A 16,269-nucleotide genomic window follows, 5' to 3' on the forward strand; every position below is an offset into this window, starting at 1 on the left:
ATGAAACGTGTACTCGCCTCACCGGGTTTCGTCACCGTCGTCGGTGCGCTGCTGCTCGCGGTGGCCGCGGTGGCGGGCTATCTCGTGGTGTACAACCCGATGAAGCCGACGCTGAGCTATTGCGCGATGATGCCGGACGCCGTCGGTTTGTATCCGGGCAATCACGTCACCATGCTCGGCGTCACCGTCGGCACGGTGACCGCGATAAAGCCGGAAGGGGCCGGTGTCCGTGTCGATTTCGAGGTGGACGCCGACCATCCACTGCGCGGTCAGCCGACCGCGACCACCGTGTCCGACACCCTGGTCGCCGACCGCAACCTGGCCGTACTCGGTGAACCGAAGGCGAGCACCACCTGGGATCGCGGCCGGTGCCTCACCAAGACCTTCACGCCGAAGAGCATCAGCGAAAGCCTGCAGGGCTTTTCGGAGCTGGCCGCACAGCTCAGCGGGCGCGACAACGCCAAGGAACAGACCCGCATTCGCGACAGCGTCAACGCCTTCCAGACCGCCACCTCGGGGACTGGGCCGAAACTCAACGCGCTGATCAGGGATCTGGCGACCGCGTTGCGCAAACCCGACGCCGCCATCGGCAATATCGGCGCGCTGATCGACGCGGTCGCCTCGATCGCCGACAGCATGGCGGTGAACTGGGACGACATCAAAACGATGGTGACGCTGGCCAATACCGGCATCGACTTCATCAACATGCTCTGGGAACGGGTGGTGACCCTCGTCAACTCGCTGCTGGTGATCCTGCCCTGGCTCAATCGGCTCGCACGCGACTACGGCAGGCCGCTGCTCGGCGCACTCGACGGCGCGGTGCCGGGGCTGCGGCTCATCGCGGCCAACGTCGGCACGCTCAAAGAGCTCGTCGAGATGATCCCGCCGATCGTCGACGCGTTCGAGACGGTCATCGATCCCGCGACCGGCTGGCCGAGGGTGACCTACGCGGCGCCGCGGGTGGCCCTGCCACAGGACCAGGCCGAGCAGGTGTGCGCGGCCATCAACGCCGTGACGCCGGGTCGTTGCCCTTCCGCGGAAAACGGTTTGGCCGGAGTGAATCTGGTGCCGTTGGTGCTGGGGATGGTTGGTGCCCGATGACCGCGGACAGACCGATGCGACGCACCACGCGCGCCAGGGTCGCCTCGGGCGTCGGCATCGGGATGGCCTCGGTCCTGCTCGCCGCGGGCTGCGGCTTCGACCCGGCCGCCGTTCCGGTGCCCGGCGCGACCGTATCCGGCCCCACCTACGAGGTCCATATCGAGCTCGCCAACGCACTGAACCTGCCCGCCAGGGCCAAGGTGGTGGCCAACGGCGCGCACATCGGCACGCTGCGGTCGGTATCGGTCATCGATCCGACGGCGGGCAGCGCGGGCCGGGTCGAGGCCGTCGTCGACATCTCGACCGCGGTGCGGCTGCCCAAGAACACCACGGTGCAGCTGCGCCAGAACACCATCCTCGGCGACATCTTCATCGGATTGACCACGCCGGCAGCGGGTTTCACCGAGACCATCCAGGACGGCGGCACCATCCCGCTCACCCAGACCAGGCCCGCACTGCAGGTCGAGGATCTGCTGGCAGGCATGTCGACCTTCGTCGGCGGCGGCGCGGTGCAGCAGGCACAGGACATCATCAACCGGGTGAACGCGGTGCTGCCGCGGCAACCCGTCGACACCGCGCGGATCTTCCAGGTACTCGGCCGCGACGCCCAGGATGTGGCGGCGAACCTGGACAGCGTCGACCGCGCGCTCGCGGCCGTGCAGAAGGATCTGGGCGCGGTGCTCGACAATCCGGAACAGCTGGCCGCGCTGCTGAGTGCGCGTGGCGCGGTGGAGATTCCGGCCGACGCGCGTTCGCTGGTGCTCACCCTCGGCGTGATCGGCGGGCTCGGCGTGATCGGCCATGCGGTGCAGTGGCTGGCGCCGCTGCTGGAATCCGGTGATGCGGCGGCGAAAGCCCTTGTGCCGCTGCTGTTCACCGATCAGCCACTGGATCTGACCGCGCCGTCGAATCTGAACAAGCTGGTCGCGCTGATCCGCGACAAGATCATCCCGTTCGTCGAGCGCGGGCCGAAAGCGGCTGTCACCCGGGTCGATATCGAGGGCGCGCCATCGCTCGGCACCGACGAACAGGTCACCCGGGTCATCGACACCCTGCGCATGATTGGAATCGTCCGATGAAGCTCGCACCGGCCGCCTCGCTCGGCGCCATCGCCACCATCCTCGTGGTCGGCAGCTCCTATCTGACCTTCGGTGTGGTCAAGGTGAACTGGCTCAAGGAGGACATCACCGCGACCATGCTGCTGCCCGACTCGGGTGGCCTGATCGACCGCTCGAAGGTGCTGCTGCACGGCATCGAGATCGGCCGCGTCACCTCGGTGTCGCATGCGGGCTCGGCGGTCGAGGTGGCCTTCCGCTACTCCGCCGACTATCACATCCCGACCGCGAGCAGCGCACGGATAGAGACGCTTTCCGGCCTGGGCGAACCGTATCTGGAATTCCGGCCGACCAGCGGCGACGGGCCGTATCTGCGCGACGGCCAGCGGGTGGACGCGCGCACCGTCGCGGCGCCCGTCTCCATTCCCGAAGTGGCGCGCACCGTCACCCGCATGCTGGAACAGGTCGATCCGAAAGCTGTCGGCGCCATCATCGACAACTTCGGCCAGGCGTTCGCCGGAACCCAGGCGATGATCCCCGAATTGTCCCGCAGCACAGACCTGCTCGCTGCCACGCTGCTCAGCCGCACCGATCTGATCCGGCGGATGCTCGTGGCCATGCAGTCCAGGGCCGACGACATGTGGTGGGCCGGACCGGAACTCGACAAGGCATCCGTGCCGTGGGCGGCGTTCGGGCCGCGGGTCTCGGACGTCGCCGCGGCCATCGCGCGCGTCATCAGGATCGGGGACACCCCCGGCGACTATCTCACCGCGACCGACGAGGTGATCGGCCTTGTGCCCCTGGTGAATCAGATCACCGAGAAGCTGAAGATACTCGGGCCGGACGCACGCGCCCTGCTTCCGGTATTCGAGCCGCTGATCGCCACGACGAATCGGGTCGCGGGGCGGGTGGACCTCAGCGCGCTCATCTCCCAGGCACTGCACGGCACCAGTCCCGACGGCACGGTGAACCTGCAGATCACCGTCAAATGACCGGAGGAATCATGAACGACGACACCCTCGACGAGGCCGCCGCGACCGACGGCACTCCAACGGACAGTGCCCCGAACGGGGTGGCCCTGATCGGCAGCGCGGCGCCCGTGGCCGCCCGCCGCCCCGACGGCGCCTCGATATCGGTGTCCGTCTCGAATCTCGTTGCGGGCGCGGCGATCGCGGTGCTCGTCGTGGCCTTGGCCCTCGTATCGATGGGCTGGTTCGCCAGCCGCGGCGACGTCGCCGATCGCGACACCGCGGCGGCCGACCAACAGCACGCCGAACAGGTGGCCACCGACTACGCGGTCGGCGCGTCCACGGTGAACTTTGCCGAGATCACCACCTGGCTCGCGCGGCTCAAGTCGAACGCGGCACCCCAGCTGGCGGGCAAGTACGACGGGTCAGGAGCGACATTGCAGGAGATGCTGACCCCGCTGAAGTTCACCGCCACCGCGACGCCGATCACCGCGAAGGTGCTGTCCAGCAAGGACGGCGTGTACAGCGTCACGGTCTTCCTCACCATCAACTCCACCAATGTGCAGAATCCGCAGGGTGCGCGGGCGATGGTGAGCTATCCGGTCACCGTCGACAAGAACCTGGGCTGGAAGATCACCGAGGCCGGCTCGCCCGACCGGACCATCCCGCTCAAGTAGTCACCCGGCGGGTGCGCAGGATCGCGATGCTCGCGGCGAGTATCCACAGGATGATGAACCCGCCCATGGTCGCGGTGGTACCCCAGCCGTTGGCGGCGTAGAAGTTCGCCGGGTCGTTCCCGAAGTACAGCGAGGGCACGAACGCGAGCTGGACGACCGCGAGCACGGCCGCGGACCGGACCGTCCAGCGTGGCAGCCGGTCGGCGAAGGCGTAGGCGAACGCACCGAGGAACAGCGCCATCAGCAGTTTGGAGATCGATCCGTACAGGATGTAGGTGCCGCTGACGGCGACGGTCGGGTCGATCGGCTCCGGCGCCTGGATCGCCGCGCCGACCTCCAGCCCCATCGAGACCAGCGCGATCGTCGTCCAGAGCAGCCCGGCGACCGCCGACACCGTGCCCGCCCACGCGCGCTCGGGCGGCGCGGTCTTCACCAGCTGAGGCAGCCCGGCCATGAACACGATCATCAGCGTGGCGCCGACGATGCCGAGCAGGCTGCGCGTGAAGATGTTCCCGTCCGGCGGCGCACCGCCGTAGACGAAGTAGAGGGGCAGCTCGACCAGCATCAGCAGCGTCGCGAGCACGCCGGTCGCCCCGGTGATGCGCTGAATGGGATTGCCGTCCATGGATTCTCGCATTCCTGGTGGGTATGTCCACCATTAGTATAAGAGATAAACTATAAGACGTATGCTAACCTTCGAACCGACGGTAGGCAACAGGAAGGGATCCGGAGCTCGCATGACCGAGGACACCACGCCCGCGGACCTCGCACGCCTCTGGCGCCTGCCCGCCGGATCCAGGCTCGGCCGTCCCGCGGCGCTCGATGTCGACCGGGTGGTGCGCACCGCCATCGAATCGGCCGATCGCGCGGGCCTCTCCGGCGCGACACTGCCCAAGATCGCCGAAACCCTCGGCGTCACACCGATGTCGCTGTATCGGCACATCGGCTCCAAGGACGAATTGCTGGTGCTGATGGCCGACGCGGCGACCGGTCCCCCGCCGCCCGCGGAGGTGACGAATTGGCGTGCCGCACTGCGCGATTGGGCCGTGGCGCTGCGCGCGACCTACCTCGCCCATCCATGGCTGCCGCACTTGCCCATCGCGGGCCCGCCGCGCGGCCCCAACGCCATCGCCTGGATGGACGCGGGCCTGCGGGCACTACGCGAGACCGGCCTCGATCCCGGCGTGAAGGTCGGCGTGATCACCGTGGTGAGCGGCTACGTGCGCCATACCGACATACTCCTGCAACAGCTGGAACAGGGTCGCGGCGGCACCGGCCGCGACGAATCGCAGACCAACCTCGACTACGCGCGACAGATGGCGCGCCTGATCGATCCAGACCGATTCCCTGACGCCGCGGCACTTTTCGCCTCGGATGCCTTCGCACCACCCGCCACCGAACCGGCCGACGACTTCGGCTTCGGCCTCGACCTGGTGCTGGACGGTGTCGCGGCGACTGTGGACGGCATCGCCGACGGCACACGCTAGTCCGCGGCGATCCTTCCGCGACCGTGACAGCCGCGATCGTGACAGCCGCGATCGTGACAGCCGCGATCGAACGCATTCCGATTCCGCTATCGCGAAACCTAACGGACGACGATGCCGAAATGCCGGGCGAAAGCCGGCGCGAGATCCATGAGCTGTCCGGGGGTGATAGTGGCGCCGCGCAACGCCTCCATGCCTTCGGCGATGCCGATGGCATGGGCGCCGCGTAGATCGACCTTCGTCAGCTCTGCCCTGCTGAGCGTGATCTCGTCCAGGATGGACCCGGGGAAGCGCACGTTCGTCAGCGACGCGTCAGCGAAATCGGCGTGCCGCAACACGCAATCGACGAACTCCACATCGCGCAGGTTCGACTTGCGGAAGTTGACCGAATCGAATTTGCAGCCCTCGAAACGCAGGCGACGCAGTTGCGATCCGGCCAGGTCGACGCCGGACAGCGCGCCGGCGATCATCTCCGAGTCCCGCCATGCGGTGTCGGAGACGTCGGTGCCCACCCAGCGCACATCGCGCAGCCAGACATCGGCGAACTGGGCGAAGCGCATGCTGCCCCTCGTCGCCACCACCCCGGTGAACGCCGACTCGCTGAACCTGGCGTAGCCGATGTGCGCGTCCTCGAACACACCGCTGATCTGCGCGCACTCGTACTCGCCTTCGGGCTCGAGCTCACCCTCGAACGGCGTGAGATAACGCGCATAGGGCAGATCCTCGAGCTTGTTCGGCATGCCAACCCCTTCCACGTCGAATCATTGGACCTCCGAAAACCCTACCCAATACGGCCCCCGGTCATGAGCGGTCATTTCGGTGCCCTGTCCTCGGCGAGACGGCTGGCTGGGATGTTCGGTGACGATGGCGCGGCTGATCACCCCCGGACATCGTTTCGCGACAGGAGTTCGGCACCCGCCGCGACGGCGCCGAGTTCGATGGCGGTCACCCGTCTCGTCCTTCGGCCGCGGATCTCGATCGTCGCCCGTGCGATGCTTGCCCGTATGCAGATCGAGGGAAGTGTCGCCGCCGGATTCGAGGCGGTCCGTACGGCGTTCGCCGCGAATTTCGCCGAACAGGGTGATGTCGGTGCGGCGGTAGCGGTGTACCTGAACGGGCGGCCGGTGGTCGACCTCTGGGGTGGTGTCGCCGATCCGGAGGCCGAAAAGCCTTGGGAACGTGACACTGTGCAGCTCGTCTACTCGGCGACCAAGGGCGTGACCGCGACGGTCGCGCATCTGCTCGCGCAGCGTGGCGAGCTCGATCTGGACGCACCGGTCGCCCGGTACTGGCCGGAGTTCGCGGCCGCGGGCAAGGCGGAGATTCCGGTCCGCTGGCTGCTGACCCATCAGGCGGGCGTCGCCGCGCTGGACAAGCCGATACCGCTGGCGGATGCGCTGGCCTGGCACCCGATGGTCGACGCGCTGGCCGCGCAGGCCCCGAATTGGACGCCGGGCACCGCGCACGGCTACCACGGCCGCACCTTCGGCTGGCTGGTCGGCGAGGTCATCCACCGGGCCACCGGCCGCACCGTCGGACAGATCCTGGCGCAGGAGATCGCCGAACCGTTCGGCGTCGACTTCTACATCGGGTTGCCCGATGCCGAGCGAGATCGGGTGAGCCGCTTGATTTTCGCGCCCGCCGTCGACCTGGCCGCGGTGCCCGAGGAATTCGTTCCCGAGCAGTACCGCGACATGGCGGCCGCGCTGCGCGATCCGGAGTCGCTGGCCAACCGCGCCTTCGAGGTCACCGATCCGCCGGATATCGACTTCAACTCCCCCGCCGTCCACGCGGCGGAAATCCCCTCCAGCAACGGCATCGGCACCGCACGCGGACTGGCCCGCCTCTACGCCGCCCTGATCGGCGAGGTCGACGGAAACCGTTTGCTCACACCGGAAACGCTGGCCGACGCCACCGCCGAACAGGCCGCGGGACTCGACCGGGTGATGATGCTGCAGGACCGCTACGCCACCGGCTACATGCTTCCCGCCGACACATTCGCGCTGCCCGCCGGTTCCTTCGGTCACCCCGGCCGCGGTGGCTCGCTCGCCTACGCCGACCCGGCCACCGGCCTCGCCTTCGGCTACGTCACCAACTACATCATCGAAGGCGCACCGGACCTGCGCGCCCGCAACCTGGTTGCGGCCGTACAGAATTCCCTCGCGTAGCACCCCCGCCCCGAATGCCGCACAGGTGAGCGAGATTCGCCGAGCGCAGTCGAATGGCCCCTTATTACGGCGTGTCGCAGGGCCATTCGACTGCGCTCGGCGGGATAATTCACTGTCGCTGCCTCGCCACCCGATGCTACCGTCGACGACATCGACACCAGCGAAAGGGTTTTCACGATGACCGGGTTCACCGCATCCACGCCGCGATCACGCGCGTTCGATGCCGCCCGGGAAAGTGAACATAAACGCCGCTGAGGGGTTCGATCGCCCCACCTGGCGCAGTTGCTCTGCTGGCATGGGCACCCTGACTTTCATTCAGGTACTCCGTCGGTTCGATTCCGATCTGCGTCACACGGTCTCGTGCTCGACCTCCGCGGGTTGAATTCCCGCCGGGGTCACGCTCCTATAGCTCAGCTGGTAGAGCAGCCGACTTTTAATCGGCGGGTCGTGGGTTCGAATCCTACTGGGAGCACTGCGGAGCGCCTCCGATCGCAGGCGCTCCACAATGCTTCCAGGCTCTCAGGGCTGGAATGCGACGTTGACCGATGTTGCCTGAATCGAATTGCCGGGCATCTGATAGCCGACCACGTCGACCTTGTCGCCGGGGATGATCGACGACATCTCCACGCCGGGCTGGTCTTTGAAGGTGATAGCGGTGGTCGGGGTGACGTTCACGCCGGTCAGCATCAGGGGCTGCGGACCAGCGGTGGGCAGGACGGTCAGCGTGGATCCGCTGTCGCCGGTCACCCAGCCGACAGCGGTGACAACGGGACCGGGTTGCGCAGGCGCGTCCGCCGAGGCGATGGCCGGGACGACAGCGCCGACGGCGACAAATGCTGCGGTGATCGAAGCTCCGATCGCCACCATGGCGCGGTGATTCTTGATGTAGCTCCGCATGTTGGTCATATCGAAAAGCTATGCCTGGAATGGGCTCCGAGGCTGAGAGAAAAGGCAGCAATTGGCGAAGAGCACGCTGTAATTCCGGAGTCGAATCGGGTGTGCCGCGGTTACTTTTCCACAACATCGGCCGGTCGCGCCCGGTGTGCCCGCGAACAAAAACGCGGGCGCCGAACCCGTGCCGCCTACCGTGCTCTCGGTCACACAACGGTCACCGGCCCTTTGCCGACGCCTGTTGCAGGCCTGCGCGCGTCGGGCCTGCCCGACGACGAAATTCCGGCGCGCTATCACCGCAGCGTCGTGAGCCAGCGGCGGGTATCGGCGGGATCGATGACCGCGTCGAGTTCGAATACGGTGGCGGCCGTGAGTGCTTTGCCATTCGCGTAGGCGAGTTGCACCAGATTGTCGAAGGCTTCGCGTTGTTTCTCCGGATCCTCGATGGCGGCGAGTTCTTTGGCGAAGCCGAGGCGGACCGCGCCCTCGAGGCCCATGCCGCCGATTTCGCCGGTGGGCCAGGCGATGACGAAACGGGGCGCACGGAACGATCCCGCGGCCATGGCCTGGGCGCCGAGCCCGTACCCCTTGCGCAGGATGACCGTGCCCCACGGAACCGACAGCGCCGCCGCGTCGATGAACAGCCGGCTGAATTTGGTTACGGTGGCTTCCTTTTCGGCGTCGGGACCGACCATGAAGCCGGGGGTGTCGCACAGCGAGACGATCGGCAGGCCGTGGCTGTCGCACAGCCGCAGGAACATGCTGAGCTTGTCGGCCGCGGCGGCGTCGATGGCGCCGCCGAGATGGTGGCAGTCGTTGGCGATGAGCCCGAACGGACGCCCTTCGATCCGGATCAGCGCGGTGACGATGCCGACACCCCAGTCGCGGCGCAGCTCCAGCACGGAGCCGACATCGGCGACGGCCTCGATGGCGTCACGCACCGCGAAGGCGCGTAACCGGTTCTCCGGCACCACATGCCGGGTCAGGCGCGGATCGGGCGCGGTCCACTCGTCCACGCCGCCTTGGAAGTACCCGAGGTAGCGGCGGGCGATGGCGACCGCGTCCGCCTCGTCCTCGGCGACGATGTGGACGACACCGTTGCGCCGCTGCACCTCGATGGGCCCGATATCCTCCGGCGCGTACACGCCGAGCCCGCCGCCCTCGATCATCGCGGGCCCGCCCATCCCGATATTCGCGTCCGGGGTCGCGATGACGACATCGCAGATGCCGAGCAGCGCCGCATTACCCGCGAAGCACCGCCCGGACACGATGCCGATCAGCGGGACGTGGCCGGACAGCGCGCCCATGGCGCGGAACGTCGTCACGTCGAGTCCGGAGATGCCGGGATAGTCGGTGTCGCCGGGCCGCCCGCCGCCGCCCTCGGTGAAGAACACCACCGGAAGTCCCTGTGCGCGTGCGAGTTCCAACAGGCGATCGGTCTTTGCGTGGTTGCGCATGCCCTGGGTACCCGCCAGCACCGTGTAGTCGTAGGACAGCACCGCGGCCCGCGCCCGCTCGGCGCCGAAGGTCCCGGCATTGACCGTGGCCACGCCCGCGATCAAACCGTCGGCGGGCGTATTCGCGATCAGATCCTCCTGGCTGCGGCGCAGCCGCTGGGCGGCCACCGCGAGCGCGCCGTATTCGACGAAGCTGTCCGCGTCGACGAGATCGGCGATATTGGCCCGCGCCGTGCGGCGGCCGAGCCGATGCCGTTTGGCGACCGCGTCGGGACGGGCATCGTCCGATCCGAGATGGTGCCGCTCCCGCACCTCGGCGAGATCGCCCCGCACCGCGTCCAGATCCACCGCCGCACCCTCGGCCTCCGTGCCGTTGTGTTCAGCCTCGACCCAAACCAGCAGCGGCGCATGCGGATCGACGACCGCACCCGCCGCAACCACGTGACGTTCGACCAGCATCGCCTGCTCGGCCCGCAGTACATGCTGCATCTTCATCGCCTCCAGCACCGCGACCTCCGCACCGGCGGCCAGCACGGTCCCCGGCGCGGCCAGGCTGACCACGGTGCCGCCGATCGGTGAGCGCATGGCCTGTTCCTCGGCGCGCAGGCCGAGATCGGTGACCGCCGTGCCACCGGGCGCCGAGGCGACATCGGTGCCCGCCGCTATCGCGTATTCGCCCGCGCGCGTGACCAATTCGTCGGCATGCTCCTCGAACCAGGTGGTGGACACGGTGTTGCCGGTGGCCAGTTCGTCGAGCACGACACGCAACAGGCCCGCGTTCGTGTCGATCCCGCCGATCACCGTCTCCGCCAGCGCATCCGCCGCGCGCCGCAGCGCGGCCGGATAGGACGGCCCGCGCGCGACGACCTTGGCCAGCAGCGAATCGAAGTGCGCGCTCTGCCGCATCCCCGGAAAGGCGGCCGTATCGACGCGCACCCCGGTGCCGGTCGGCGCCGAGAACTGCGTCAGCACACCGGTACTCGGCAGCACCTCACCGCCCGCGCCGACCAACTCGGCGTTCACCCTGGCCTGCACGGCGAACCCGCGCGGCGCCGGATCCGGCAGCCCGAGCTCGGCCAGCGTGCGCCCCTGTGCCCGATTCAACCTCTCCGCCCGATTCAACCTCTCCGCCCGATTCAACCTCTCCGCCCGATTCAACCTCTCCGCCCGATTCAACCTCTCCGCCCGATTCGACCCCTCCGCCGGATCCAACCCTTGCGCCGGATCCAACCCCTGTGCCAGATCTAATTGCACCGCGACCAGATCGACACCTGTCACCTCCTCGGTGACGGTGTGCTCGACCTGCAGGCGCGGGTTCACCTCGAGGAACCACGCGTCCGCGCCCGCCACGAGGAACTCGACGGTGAGCACGCCGCGCGCGCCCACCGATTCGGTGATCGCTATCGCGTCGCGATGCAACCGTTCGCGCAGCGGCACATCGAGATCCGGCGCGGGCGCGATCTCGATCAGCTTCTGCCGCCGCCGCTGCACGCTGCAATCGCGGTCGCCGAGCGCGAGCGCGCGGACACCGTCGGCGACAACCTGCACCTCGATATGCCTGGCGCCCGGCACCAACGCCTCCGCGTACACGGTGTCGTCGCCGAATCCGGCCAGCGCTTCGGCACGGCAGCGTTCATACGCCTCGGCGACCTCGACGGGGTCGTGCACGACCCGCATACCGCGGCCACCGCCGCCGGCGATCGCCTTGATCATGACGCCGCCGGGATGAGCGGTGAGCAGCGCGGCGATGTCGTCGCGCGCCGCGCCGGAAGCGGTCGCCGCCGGTACCGCGACACCGGCGCGCGCGGCCGCCGCCCGCGCCGCGAGCTTGTCGCCGAACACCCGCAACACCTCCGGTGACGGTCCGGCGAACACCAGTCCGGCCGCCGCGCACGCCGCCGCAAGCTCCGCGCTCTCACTCAGGAAGCCGTAACCGGGGTGGACCACCGCGCCCGGCCCGGCCTTGCGCGCGGCGGCGACCAGCGCGGCGACATCCAGATAGGCGGCCGCTCCCGCGCCGGGCAACTGGACCGCGTCGTCGGCCAGGCGGACGTGCGCGGCCTCGCGCTCGTCCTCGGTGTACACCGCCAGCGTCCGGTCGCCGCGCTCGCGCGCGGTCCGCAATACCCGGACCGCGATCTCGCCTCTGTTCACCACCACAACGTGCATCCGGCCAGTCTCGCCGACCGCGGCGGTGACGTCGACAACACCGGGCATCGGATGCGAGTCGGCGTGCGGTGCAACACCCCCGGTCTTCGGCGCGGCGCGGGCACCGACGAGAATGGACGGTCGATCAGGTCCAGCCCGGCCGATCGTTGACACGTTGAGGGAGTCGATGACCAGCGCACCAGCCCGGCAATGGCGCCGCCGCATGCCCGATGCTTCGGCCACCGAGGGCGCGTCGACGCTGCGCCGCAGCCTCGGCAGGCTCGACCTCACCGCGATGGGCGTCGGCACGATCGTCGGCGCGGGCATCTTCGTGATCACCGGTGTCGCCGCGGCCGAGAAGGCCGGTCCGTCGATCGTGCTGTCGTTCGTGCTGGCCGGCACGGTGTGCGTGCTCGTCGCGCTCTGCTACAGCGAACTCGCGGCGATGACGCCCGTATCGGGCAGCGCCTATACCTACACCTACGCGACCCTCGGCGAGGCGCCCGCGTTCCTGGTCGGCTGGAATCTGCTGCTGGAATTCGTCATCGCGGGCGCCGCGGTGGCCATCGGCTGGTCCGGCACCACGGTGTCGGCGTTGAAGTCGATATTCGGCATCGAACTGCCGACGGCGATCACCGCCGGTCCCACCGAGGGCGGCATCGTGAACCTGCCCGCCGTGCTGATCATCGCCGTGGTGGTCGCGGTGCTCGTCGGCGAGGTGTCGCTGACCGCGCGCATCACCAAGGTGCTCGTCGGCGTGACCATCGGCGTGCTCGTGCTGGTCGTCGCGGTCGGCGCACCGCATATCGACGTGAACAACTGGACGCCGTTCGCGCCCTTCGGTGCCGGCGGCATCATCGGCGGCGCGGCCATCGCCTTCTTCGCGTTCCTCGGCTTCGACGTGGTCGCCGCCTCCGCGGAGGAGGCGAAGAATCCGCGCCGGGACGTGCCGTTCGCGATCATCGGCACGGTGCTCATCGCGACACTGCTCTACGCGCTGGTGAGCGCGGTGCTCACCGGTATCGCGCCGTTCGCCTCGCTCAACAACAGCGCGCCCATCGCGACCGCGTTCGGCGCGCTGAACATCGGCTGGATCGGCAATGTCATCGTGGTCGCCTCGATCATCGCGCTGACCAAGGGCCTGCTGCTGATCATCTACGCGCCCGTGCGGCTGGCCTTCGCGATGTCGCGCGACCGGCTGCTGCCGCCCGGCCTGGCGGCCACCGGCAAGCGCGCCACCCCGGCGCGGCTGACCGTGCTGCTCGGTGTCCTCTGCGCGGTGATCGCCGGGCTCGTGCCCATCGATATCGTGGTCGAGCTGGTGAACATCGGCGCGCTGTCGGCATTCGCGGTGGTGTGTGTCGGCGTGCTGGTGCTGCGCAAGCTGGAGCCGCTGCGTGAGCGGCCGTTCCGCACCCCGCTGGTGCCACTGGTCCCGATCCTCGCCCTGATCGGCTGCCTCTTGATGGCGACGACACTGGACAAGCTCACCTGGGTGCGGTTCGCGGTGTGGGTCGCGGTCGGCTCGGCCGTCTACTACGGCTACGGGCGTAAGAAATCCACGTTGGCTTGATGCCGGACTCGGCCCAGCGGACACCTTTCGATCCGACTGGGCCGATTTCGCGCCCCTCCGGTGATCGGTGTCCGTTCAGCCGAGTGCCCTGCATGTAGTGTCACCGTGCACGCACTGCACCGATGCCGAGCGCACCGGTCCTGACGTGCGCACCGTGAGTCGGCATCGAGTGCACTAGGGGTTCCACGTGAATCAGCCTGACTACCAGAATCATTCGGGTACCCGCCCCGCCGCCTGGTACGAGAACTGGACCGAGGCACCGGATTCGCCGTGGCAGCGACGACCGGAGCCCGAGGACGGCAGGGAGTACCGGACCCTCACCTACGAGCGCGACGGCCGGATCGCCCGCATCACCTTCAACCGTCCGGACAAGGGCAACGCCATCACGCCGGACACCCCGATCGATCTGGCACACGCGGTCGAGCGCGCCGATCTGGATCCACGGGTGCACGTCATCCTGGTGTCGGGGCGCGGCAAGGGTTTCTGCGGCGGCTACGACCTGGACATATTCGCCGAACAGGGCATATCCCCCGCCGAGGGCGCGGTCGATGCCACCGGCACCGTCACCGATCCGGTGGTCCAGGCGATCAACCACAATCCCTGGGGCACTTGGGATCCGATGATCGACTACGCCATGATGAGCCGGTTCAACCGCGGCTTCGCCAGCCTCATGCACGCGAACAAGCCGACGGTGGCCAAGCTGCACGGCTTCGCCATCGCGGGCGGCACCGATATCGCGCTCTACGCCGATCAGATCATCTGCGCCGACGATACGAAGATCGGATATCCGCCCACCAGGGTGTGGGGCATTCCGGCGGCGGGCATGTGGGCGCACCGGCTCGGCGATCAGCGGGCCAAGCGGCTGCTGTTCACCGGCGACTGCCTCAGCGGAAAGCAGGCCGCCGAATGGGGGCTCGCGGTCGAATCCTGCCCCGCCGGCGAACTCGACGCGCGCACCGAGGATTTCGTCGGCCGCATCGCGCGGATGCCGGTCAATCAGCTGATGATGGCCAAGCTGGCGCTGAATTCCGCGCTGCAATCCCAGGGCGTGGCCAACTCGGCGATGATCAGCACCGTCTTCGACGGCATCTCCCGGCACACCCGCGAGGGATACGCCTTCCAACTGCGTTCGGCCACCGCGGGTTTCCGCGAGGCGGTGCGTGAGCGCGACGAACCGTTCGGCGACTACAAGCGCGCCCAGTTCCGCACGGAGGACTAGCGCGTGTACCGGTGCTTGACCCCGATCGGGAAGTAGTCGGGGTCGCCCGCGGGCAGTAGTTCGACGTGCGGTAGCTGCCGCTCGGCGGGCACGAAGTTCGCGTATTCGCTGTTGAGCGCGATCAGCTGGGTGCGCAGCGATGCCCCGGCCAGCTGGGTGCGCGCGGCCGTATTCGCCTCGCCGGGAGCCAGTTCCACGGTGACCCGCAGCCGCCGGTCCCGGTCCGCGTCCTCCCATGCCTCCAGCACGAATTTGCCGGTCACCCACTCGCAGATCTCGGGCTGTTCCAGTCCGATCGAGATGTTCTCCGGATAGACGTTGGCACCGAATACCGAGACCGCGTGCACGTCACGGCCGAACACGTAGACAAACGGCAGCTGCGGCCCGTCGTCGAGGTCGAGCCCGTGCTCGCGGCAGAACCCGATCATCCGCTCGAACGGGACGATGCCGCCGTGGTCGTCGATGTGATAGCGGATCAGCGGCACGCCCGCGTCGGCGGTGAATGCCAGTGTGCCGCCCGCGGATTCGAAGTACCGGTCGGCCGGGTCGTATTGCAGCAGCGTCGGCAGCCGCAGTTCGCCGAACAGCTCCCCCGCCACCGCGGGACGTTCGGCGAGAAATCGCCGGATCCGCACGCTCAGCGGCGTCTCGTTGCCGAGTACGCCGCCGTCGGCGGTGCCGTACAGCGCGGCGACATCGTGCACCGGATCGAGCGCGGCCCGCTCCCCCAGCAGCGTCCGCCACTGTTCGCTGACCACCTCACCGGCCAGCACCAGTTTCACCCCGTAGCGCGACCAGTCGATGCCGGCGCGGATGCCGGTGTCGACGACATCCTTGAGGAACGGCGGATACCCGAGCAGCACCACCTGATCCGCGTACGCACCCAATTCCGGTGTCACCCGCAGAATCTCGGCCTTGTTGTTGCCCGGCGCGACGATGGTCAGCGGCAGCTCCGGCGCCAGCGCGCGCAGGCACGACAGCGTGTACACCCCGCCGACCCAGGTACCGAGCGGGAAGCAGACCACCGCGAGCGTCCTGCGCTTGTCCGCCCCGAACCCGTCCACCAGCACCTGCCGGAATCTGCGCACCGCCGCCGCCTCGTCGGCGATCGCCCGCGGCCAGAACGTCGGCGTCCCGGTGGACCCCGACGACACCGCGATCACATCGCAGCCGGACAGCTCCCCGTCCCGGCAGCGTTCCGGTAGTGGATACCGCTGGTGATAGTTGGCCTTGGTGGTCAACGGCAGCCGCCCGAACCCGGCCATATCCGTGATATCTCCCGGATCGATACCGTTGTCGCCCAGGAATTTCCGATACGCGGGCACCGTCGCCGCGGTGCGCTGGAACAAGGTCAGAACATCCATCGGCGTGCCCTTCCGCGCGGCGTACCTGCGTCGCCGTCCAAGTTACCGCCGAATGCGCCCGCCACCGGCCGATCGCCTCTCACCTGCGAAAACGAGTAGACGGTACTCACGACAGCGGGCGCGCCGGTGGGCAAGCTCCTGCCATCGCCCCGGCTGCCCGCCGA

Annotated in this window: 13 protein-coding genes and 2 tRNA genes; 10 read left to right on the top strand and 5 right to left on the bottom strand. The window is 68.4% G+C overall.

Going from position 1 to position 16,269, the window contains the following annotated elements:
* From ACIG5A_RS06090 to ACIG5A_RS06105, 4 genes are read left to right on the top strand one after another with little or no spacing between them, the layout of a single operon-like run.
* A complete protein-coding gene (locus ACIG5A_RS06090; RefSeq protein ID WP_397238248.1) occupies window positions 1–1,101 on the top strand; it encodes an MlaD family protein in 1,101 nt (366 codons plus the stop codon).
* Complete coding sequence (locus tag ACIG5A_RS06095; RefSeq protein ID WP_397238250.1) at window positions 1,098–2,180, top strand: MlaD family protein; 1,083 nt, start codon at window positions 1,098–1,100, stop codon at window positions 2,178–2,180. Before ACIG5A_RS06090 ends, ACIG5A_RS06095 begins: the two co-directional genes overlap by 4 nt.
* Entirely contained in the window at window positions 2,177–3,148 is a 972-nt protein-coding gene (locus ACIG5A_RS06100; protein WP_397238252.1) for an MlaD family protein, read from the top strand. Before ACIG5A_RS06095 ends, ACIG5A_RS06100 begins: the two co-directional genes overlap by 4 nt.
* 11 nt (window positions 3,149–3,159) lie before the next feature.
* Window positions 3,160–3,801 carry a hypothetical protein gene (locus ACIG5A_RS06105; protein WP_397238254.1) on the top strand — a complete coding sequence of 214 codons (642 nt, stop codon included), beginning with the start codon at window positions 3,160–3,162 and terminating at the stop codon, window positions 3,799–3,801.
* On the opposite strand, the gene ACIG5A_RS06110 is transcribed toward ACIG5A_RS06105, so the two are convergent.
* Window positions 3,794–4,438: a hypothetical protein gene (locus ACIG5A_RS06110; RefSeq protein WP_397238256.1), complete on the bottom strand. Its 645-nt coding sequence runs from the start codon at window positions 4,436–4,438 to the stop codon at window positions 3,794–3,796. The two genes, ACIG5A_RS06105 and ACIG5A_RS06110, sit on opposite strands and share 8 nt — an antisense overlap.
* A 100-nt stretch (window positions 4,439–4,538) precedes the next feature.
* On the opposite strand from ACIG5A_RS06110, the gene ACIG5A_RS06115 reads away from it, so the two are divergent.
* Window positions 4,539–5,288 (top strand): TetR/AcrR family transcriptional regulator, encoded by a 750-nt coding sequence (locus tag ACIG5A_RS06115; RefSeq protein WP_397238258.1) that lies wholly within the window; start codon window positions 4,539–4,541, stop codon window positions 5,286–5,288.
* Between the two features lie 98 nt (window positions 5,289–5,386).
* Here the strand turns inward: ACIG5A_RS06115 and ACIG5A_RS06120 are convergent, their stop codons facing one another.
* Window positions 5,387–6,025, bottom strand: a complete 639-nt coding sequence (locus ACIG5A_RS06120; protein WP_397238260.1) for a pentapeptide repeat-containing protein — start codon at window positions 6,023–6,025, stop codon at window positions 5,387–5,389.
* A gap of 198 nt (window positions 6,026–6,223) precedes the next feature.
* Here ACIG5A_RS06120 and ACIG5A_RS06125 point away from each other — a divergent pair, with 198 nt between their 5' ends.
* The 3 genes from ACIG5A_RS06125 to ACIG5A_RS06135 all read left to right on the top strand — a co-directional run bounded on the left by ACIG5A_RS06125 (window position 6,224) and on the right by ACIG5A_RS06135 (window position 7,925).
* Entirely contained in the window at window positions 6,224–7,453 is a 1,230-nt protein-coding gene (locus ACIG5A_RS06125) for a serine hydrolase domain-containing protein (RefSeq protein ID WP_397238262.1), read from the top strand.
* Between the two features lie 275 nt (window positions 7,454–7,728).
* Window positions 7,729–7,804: transfer RNA gene (locus ACIG5A_RS06130), tRNA-Glu, on the top strand.
* 48 nt (window positions 7,805–7,852) lie between these two features.
* A tRNA-Lys gene (locus tag ACIG5A_RS06135) sits at window positions 7,853–7,925 on the top strand.
* A gap of 47 nt (window positions 7,926–7,972) precedes the next feature.
* Here ACIG5A_RS06135 and ACIG5A_RS06140 read toward each other — a convergent pair.
* Together ACIG5A_RS06140 and ACIG5A_RS06145 are read right to left on the bottom strand one after the other, a co-directional pair.
* Window positions 7,973–8,359, bottom strand: coding sequence for a hypothetical protein (locus tag ACIG5A_RS06140; protein WP_397238264.1), 387 nt, complete (start codon window positions 8,357–8,359; stop codon window positions 7,973–7,975).
* Window positions 8,360–8,637: 278 nt separating this feature from the next.
* On the bottom strand, window positions 8,638–11,970 hold the full coding sequence (locus ACIG5A_RS06145; RefSeq protein ID WP_397238831.1) for a carboxyl transferase domain-containing protein: 3,333 nt from the start codon (window positions 11,968–11,970) through the stop codon (window positions 8,638–8,640).
* A 166-nt stretch (window positions 11,971–12,136) separates the two neighbouring features.
* Between ACIG5A_RS06145 and ACIG5A_RS06150 the strand changes: the two genes are divergently transcribed.
* Both ACIG5A_RS06150 and ACIG5A_RS06155 read left to right on the top strand, forming a co-directional pair.
* Window positions 12,137–13,522 carry an amino acid permease gene (locus ACIG5A_RS06150; protein ID WP_397238266.1) on the top strand — a complete coding sequence of 462 codons (1,386 nt, stop codon included), beginning with the start codon at window positions 12,137–12,139 and terminating at the stop codon, window positions 13,520–13,522.
* 187 nt (window positions 13,523–13,709) lie between these two features.
* Complete coding sequence (locus ACIG5A_RS06155; protein WP_397238268.1) at window positions 13,710–14,741, top strand: crotonase/enoyl-CoA hydratase family protein; 1,032 nt, start codon at window positions 13,710–13,712, stop codon at window positions 14,739–14,741.
* Here ACIG5A_RS06155 and ACIG5A_RS06160 read toward each other — a convergent pair.
* Complete coding sequence (locus tag ACIG5A_RS06160; protein ID WP_397238270.1) at window positions 14,738–16,105, bottom strand: phenylacetate--CoA ligase family protein; 1,368 nt, start codon at window positions 16,103–16,105, stop codon at window positions 14,738–14,740. The genes ACIG5A_RS06155 and ACIG5A_RS06160 overlap by 4 nt on opposite strands.
* Window positions 16,106–16,269: the final 164 nt, after the last annotated feature.

It is taken from the genome of Nocardia sp. NPDC052566, from assembly GCF_044547285.1.
Classification (GTDB): Bacteria; Actinomycetota; Actinomycetes; order Mycobacteriales; family Mycobacteriaceae; genus Nocardia.

Coding starts and splice junctions, on each gene's coding strand:
- ACIG5A_RS06090 (WP_397238248.1), top strand. CDS start 1: ATGAAACGTGTACTCGCCTCACCGGGTTTCGTCACCGTCGTCGGTGCG.
- ACIG5A_RS06095 (WP_397238250.1), top strand. CDS start 1,098: ATGACCGCGGACAGACCGATGCGACGCACCACGCGCGCCAGGGTCGCC.
- ACIG5A_RS06100 (WP_397238252.1), top strand. CDS start 2,177: ATGAAGCTCGCACCGGCCGCCTCGCTCGGCGCCATCGCCACCATCCTC.
- ACIG5A_RS06105 (WP_397238254.1), top strand. CDS start 3,160: ATGAACGACGACACCCTCGACGAGGCCGCCGCGACCGACGGCACTCCA.
- ACIG5A_RS06110 (WP_397238256.1), bottom strand. CDS start 4,438: ATGCGAGAATCCATGGACGGCAATCCCATTCAGCGCATCACCGGGGCG.
- ACIG5A_RS06115 (WP_397238258.1), top strand. CDS start 4,539: ATGACCGAGGACACCACGCCCGCGGACCTCGCACGCCTCTGGCGCCTG.
- ACIG5A_RS06120 (WP_397238260.1), bottom strand. CDS start 6,025: ATGCCGAACAAGCTCGAGGATCTGCCCTATGCGCGTTATCTCACGCCG.
- ACIG5A_RS06125 (WP_397238262.1), top strand. CDS start 6,224: ATGGCGGTCACCCGTCTCGTCCTTCGGCCGCGGATCTCGATCGTCGCC.
- ACIG5A_RS06140 (WP_397238264.1), bottom strand. CDS start 8,359: ATGACCAACATGCGGAGCTACATCAAGAATCACCGCGCCATGGTGGCG.
- ACIG5A_RS06145 (WP_397238831.1), bottom strand. CDS start 11,970: ATGCACGTTGTGGTGGTGAACAGAGGCGAGATCGCGGTCCGGGTATTG.
- ACIG5A_RS06150 (WP_397238266.1), top strand. CDS start 12,137: ATGACCAGCGCACCAGCCCGGCAATGGCGCCGCCGCATGCCCGATGCT.
- ACIG5A_RS06160 (WP_397238270.1), bottom strand. CDS start 16,105: ATGGATGTTCTGACCTTGTTCCAGCGCACCGCGGCGACGGTGCCCGCG.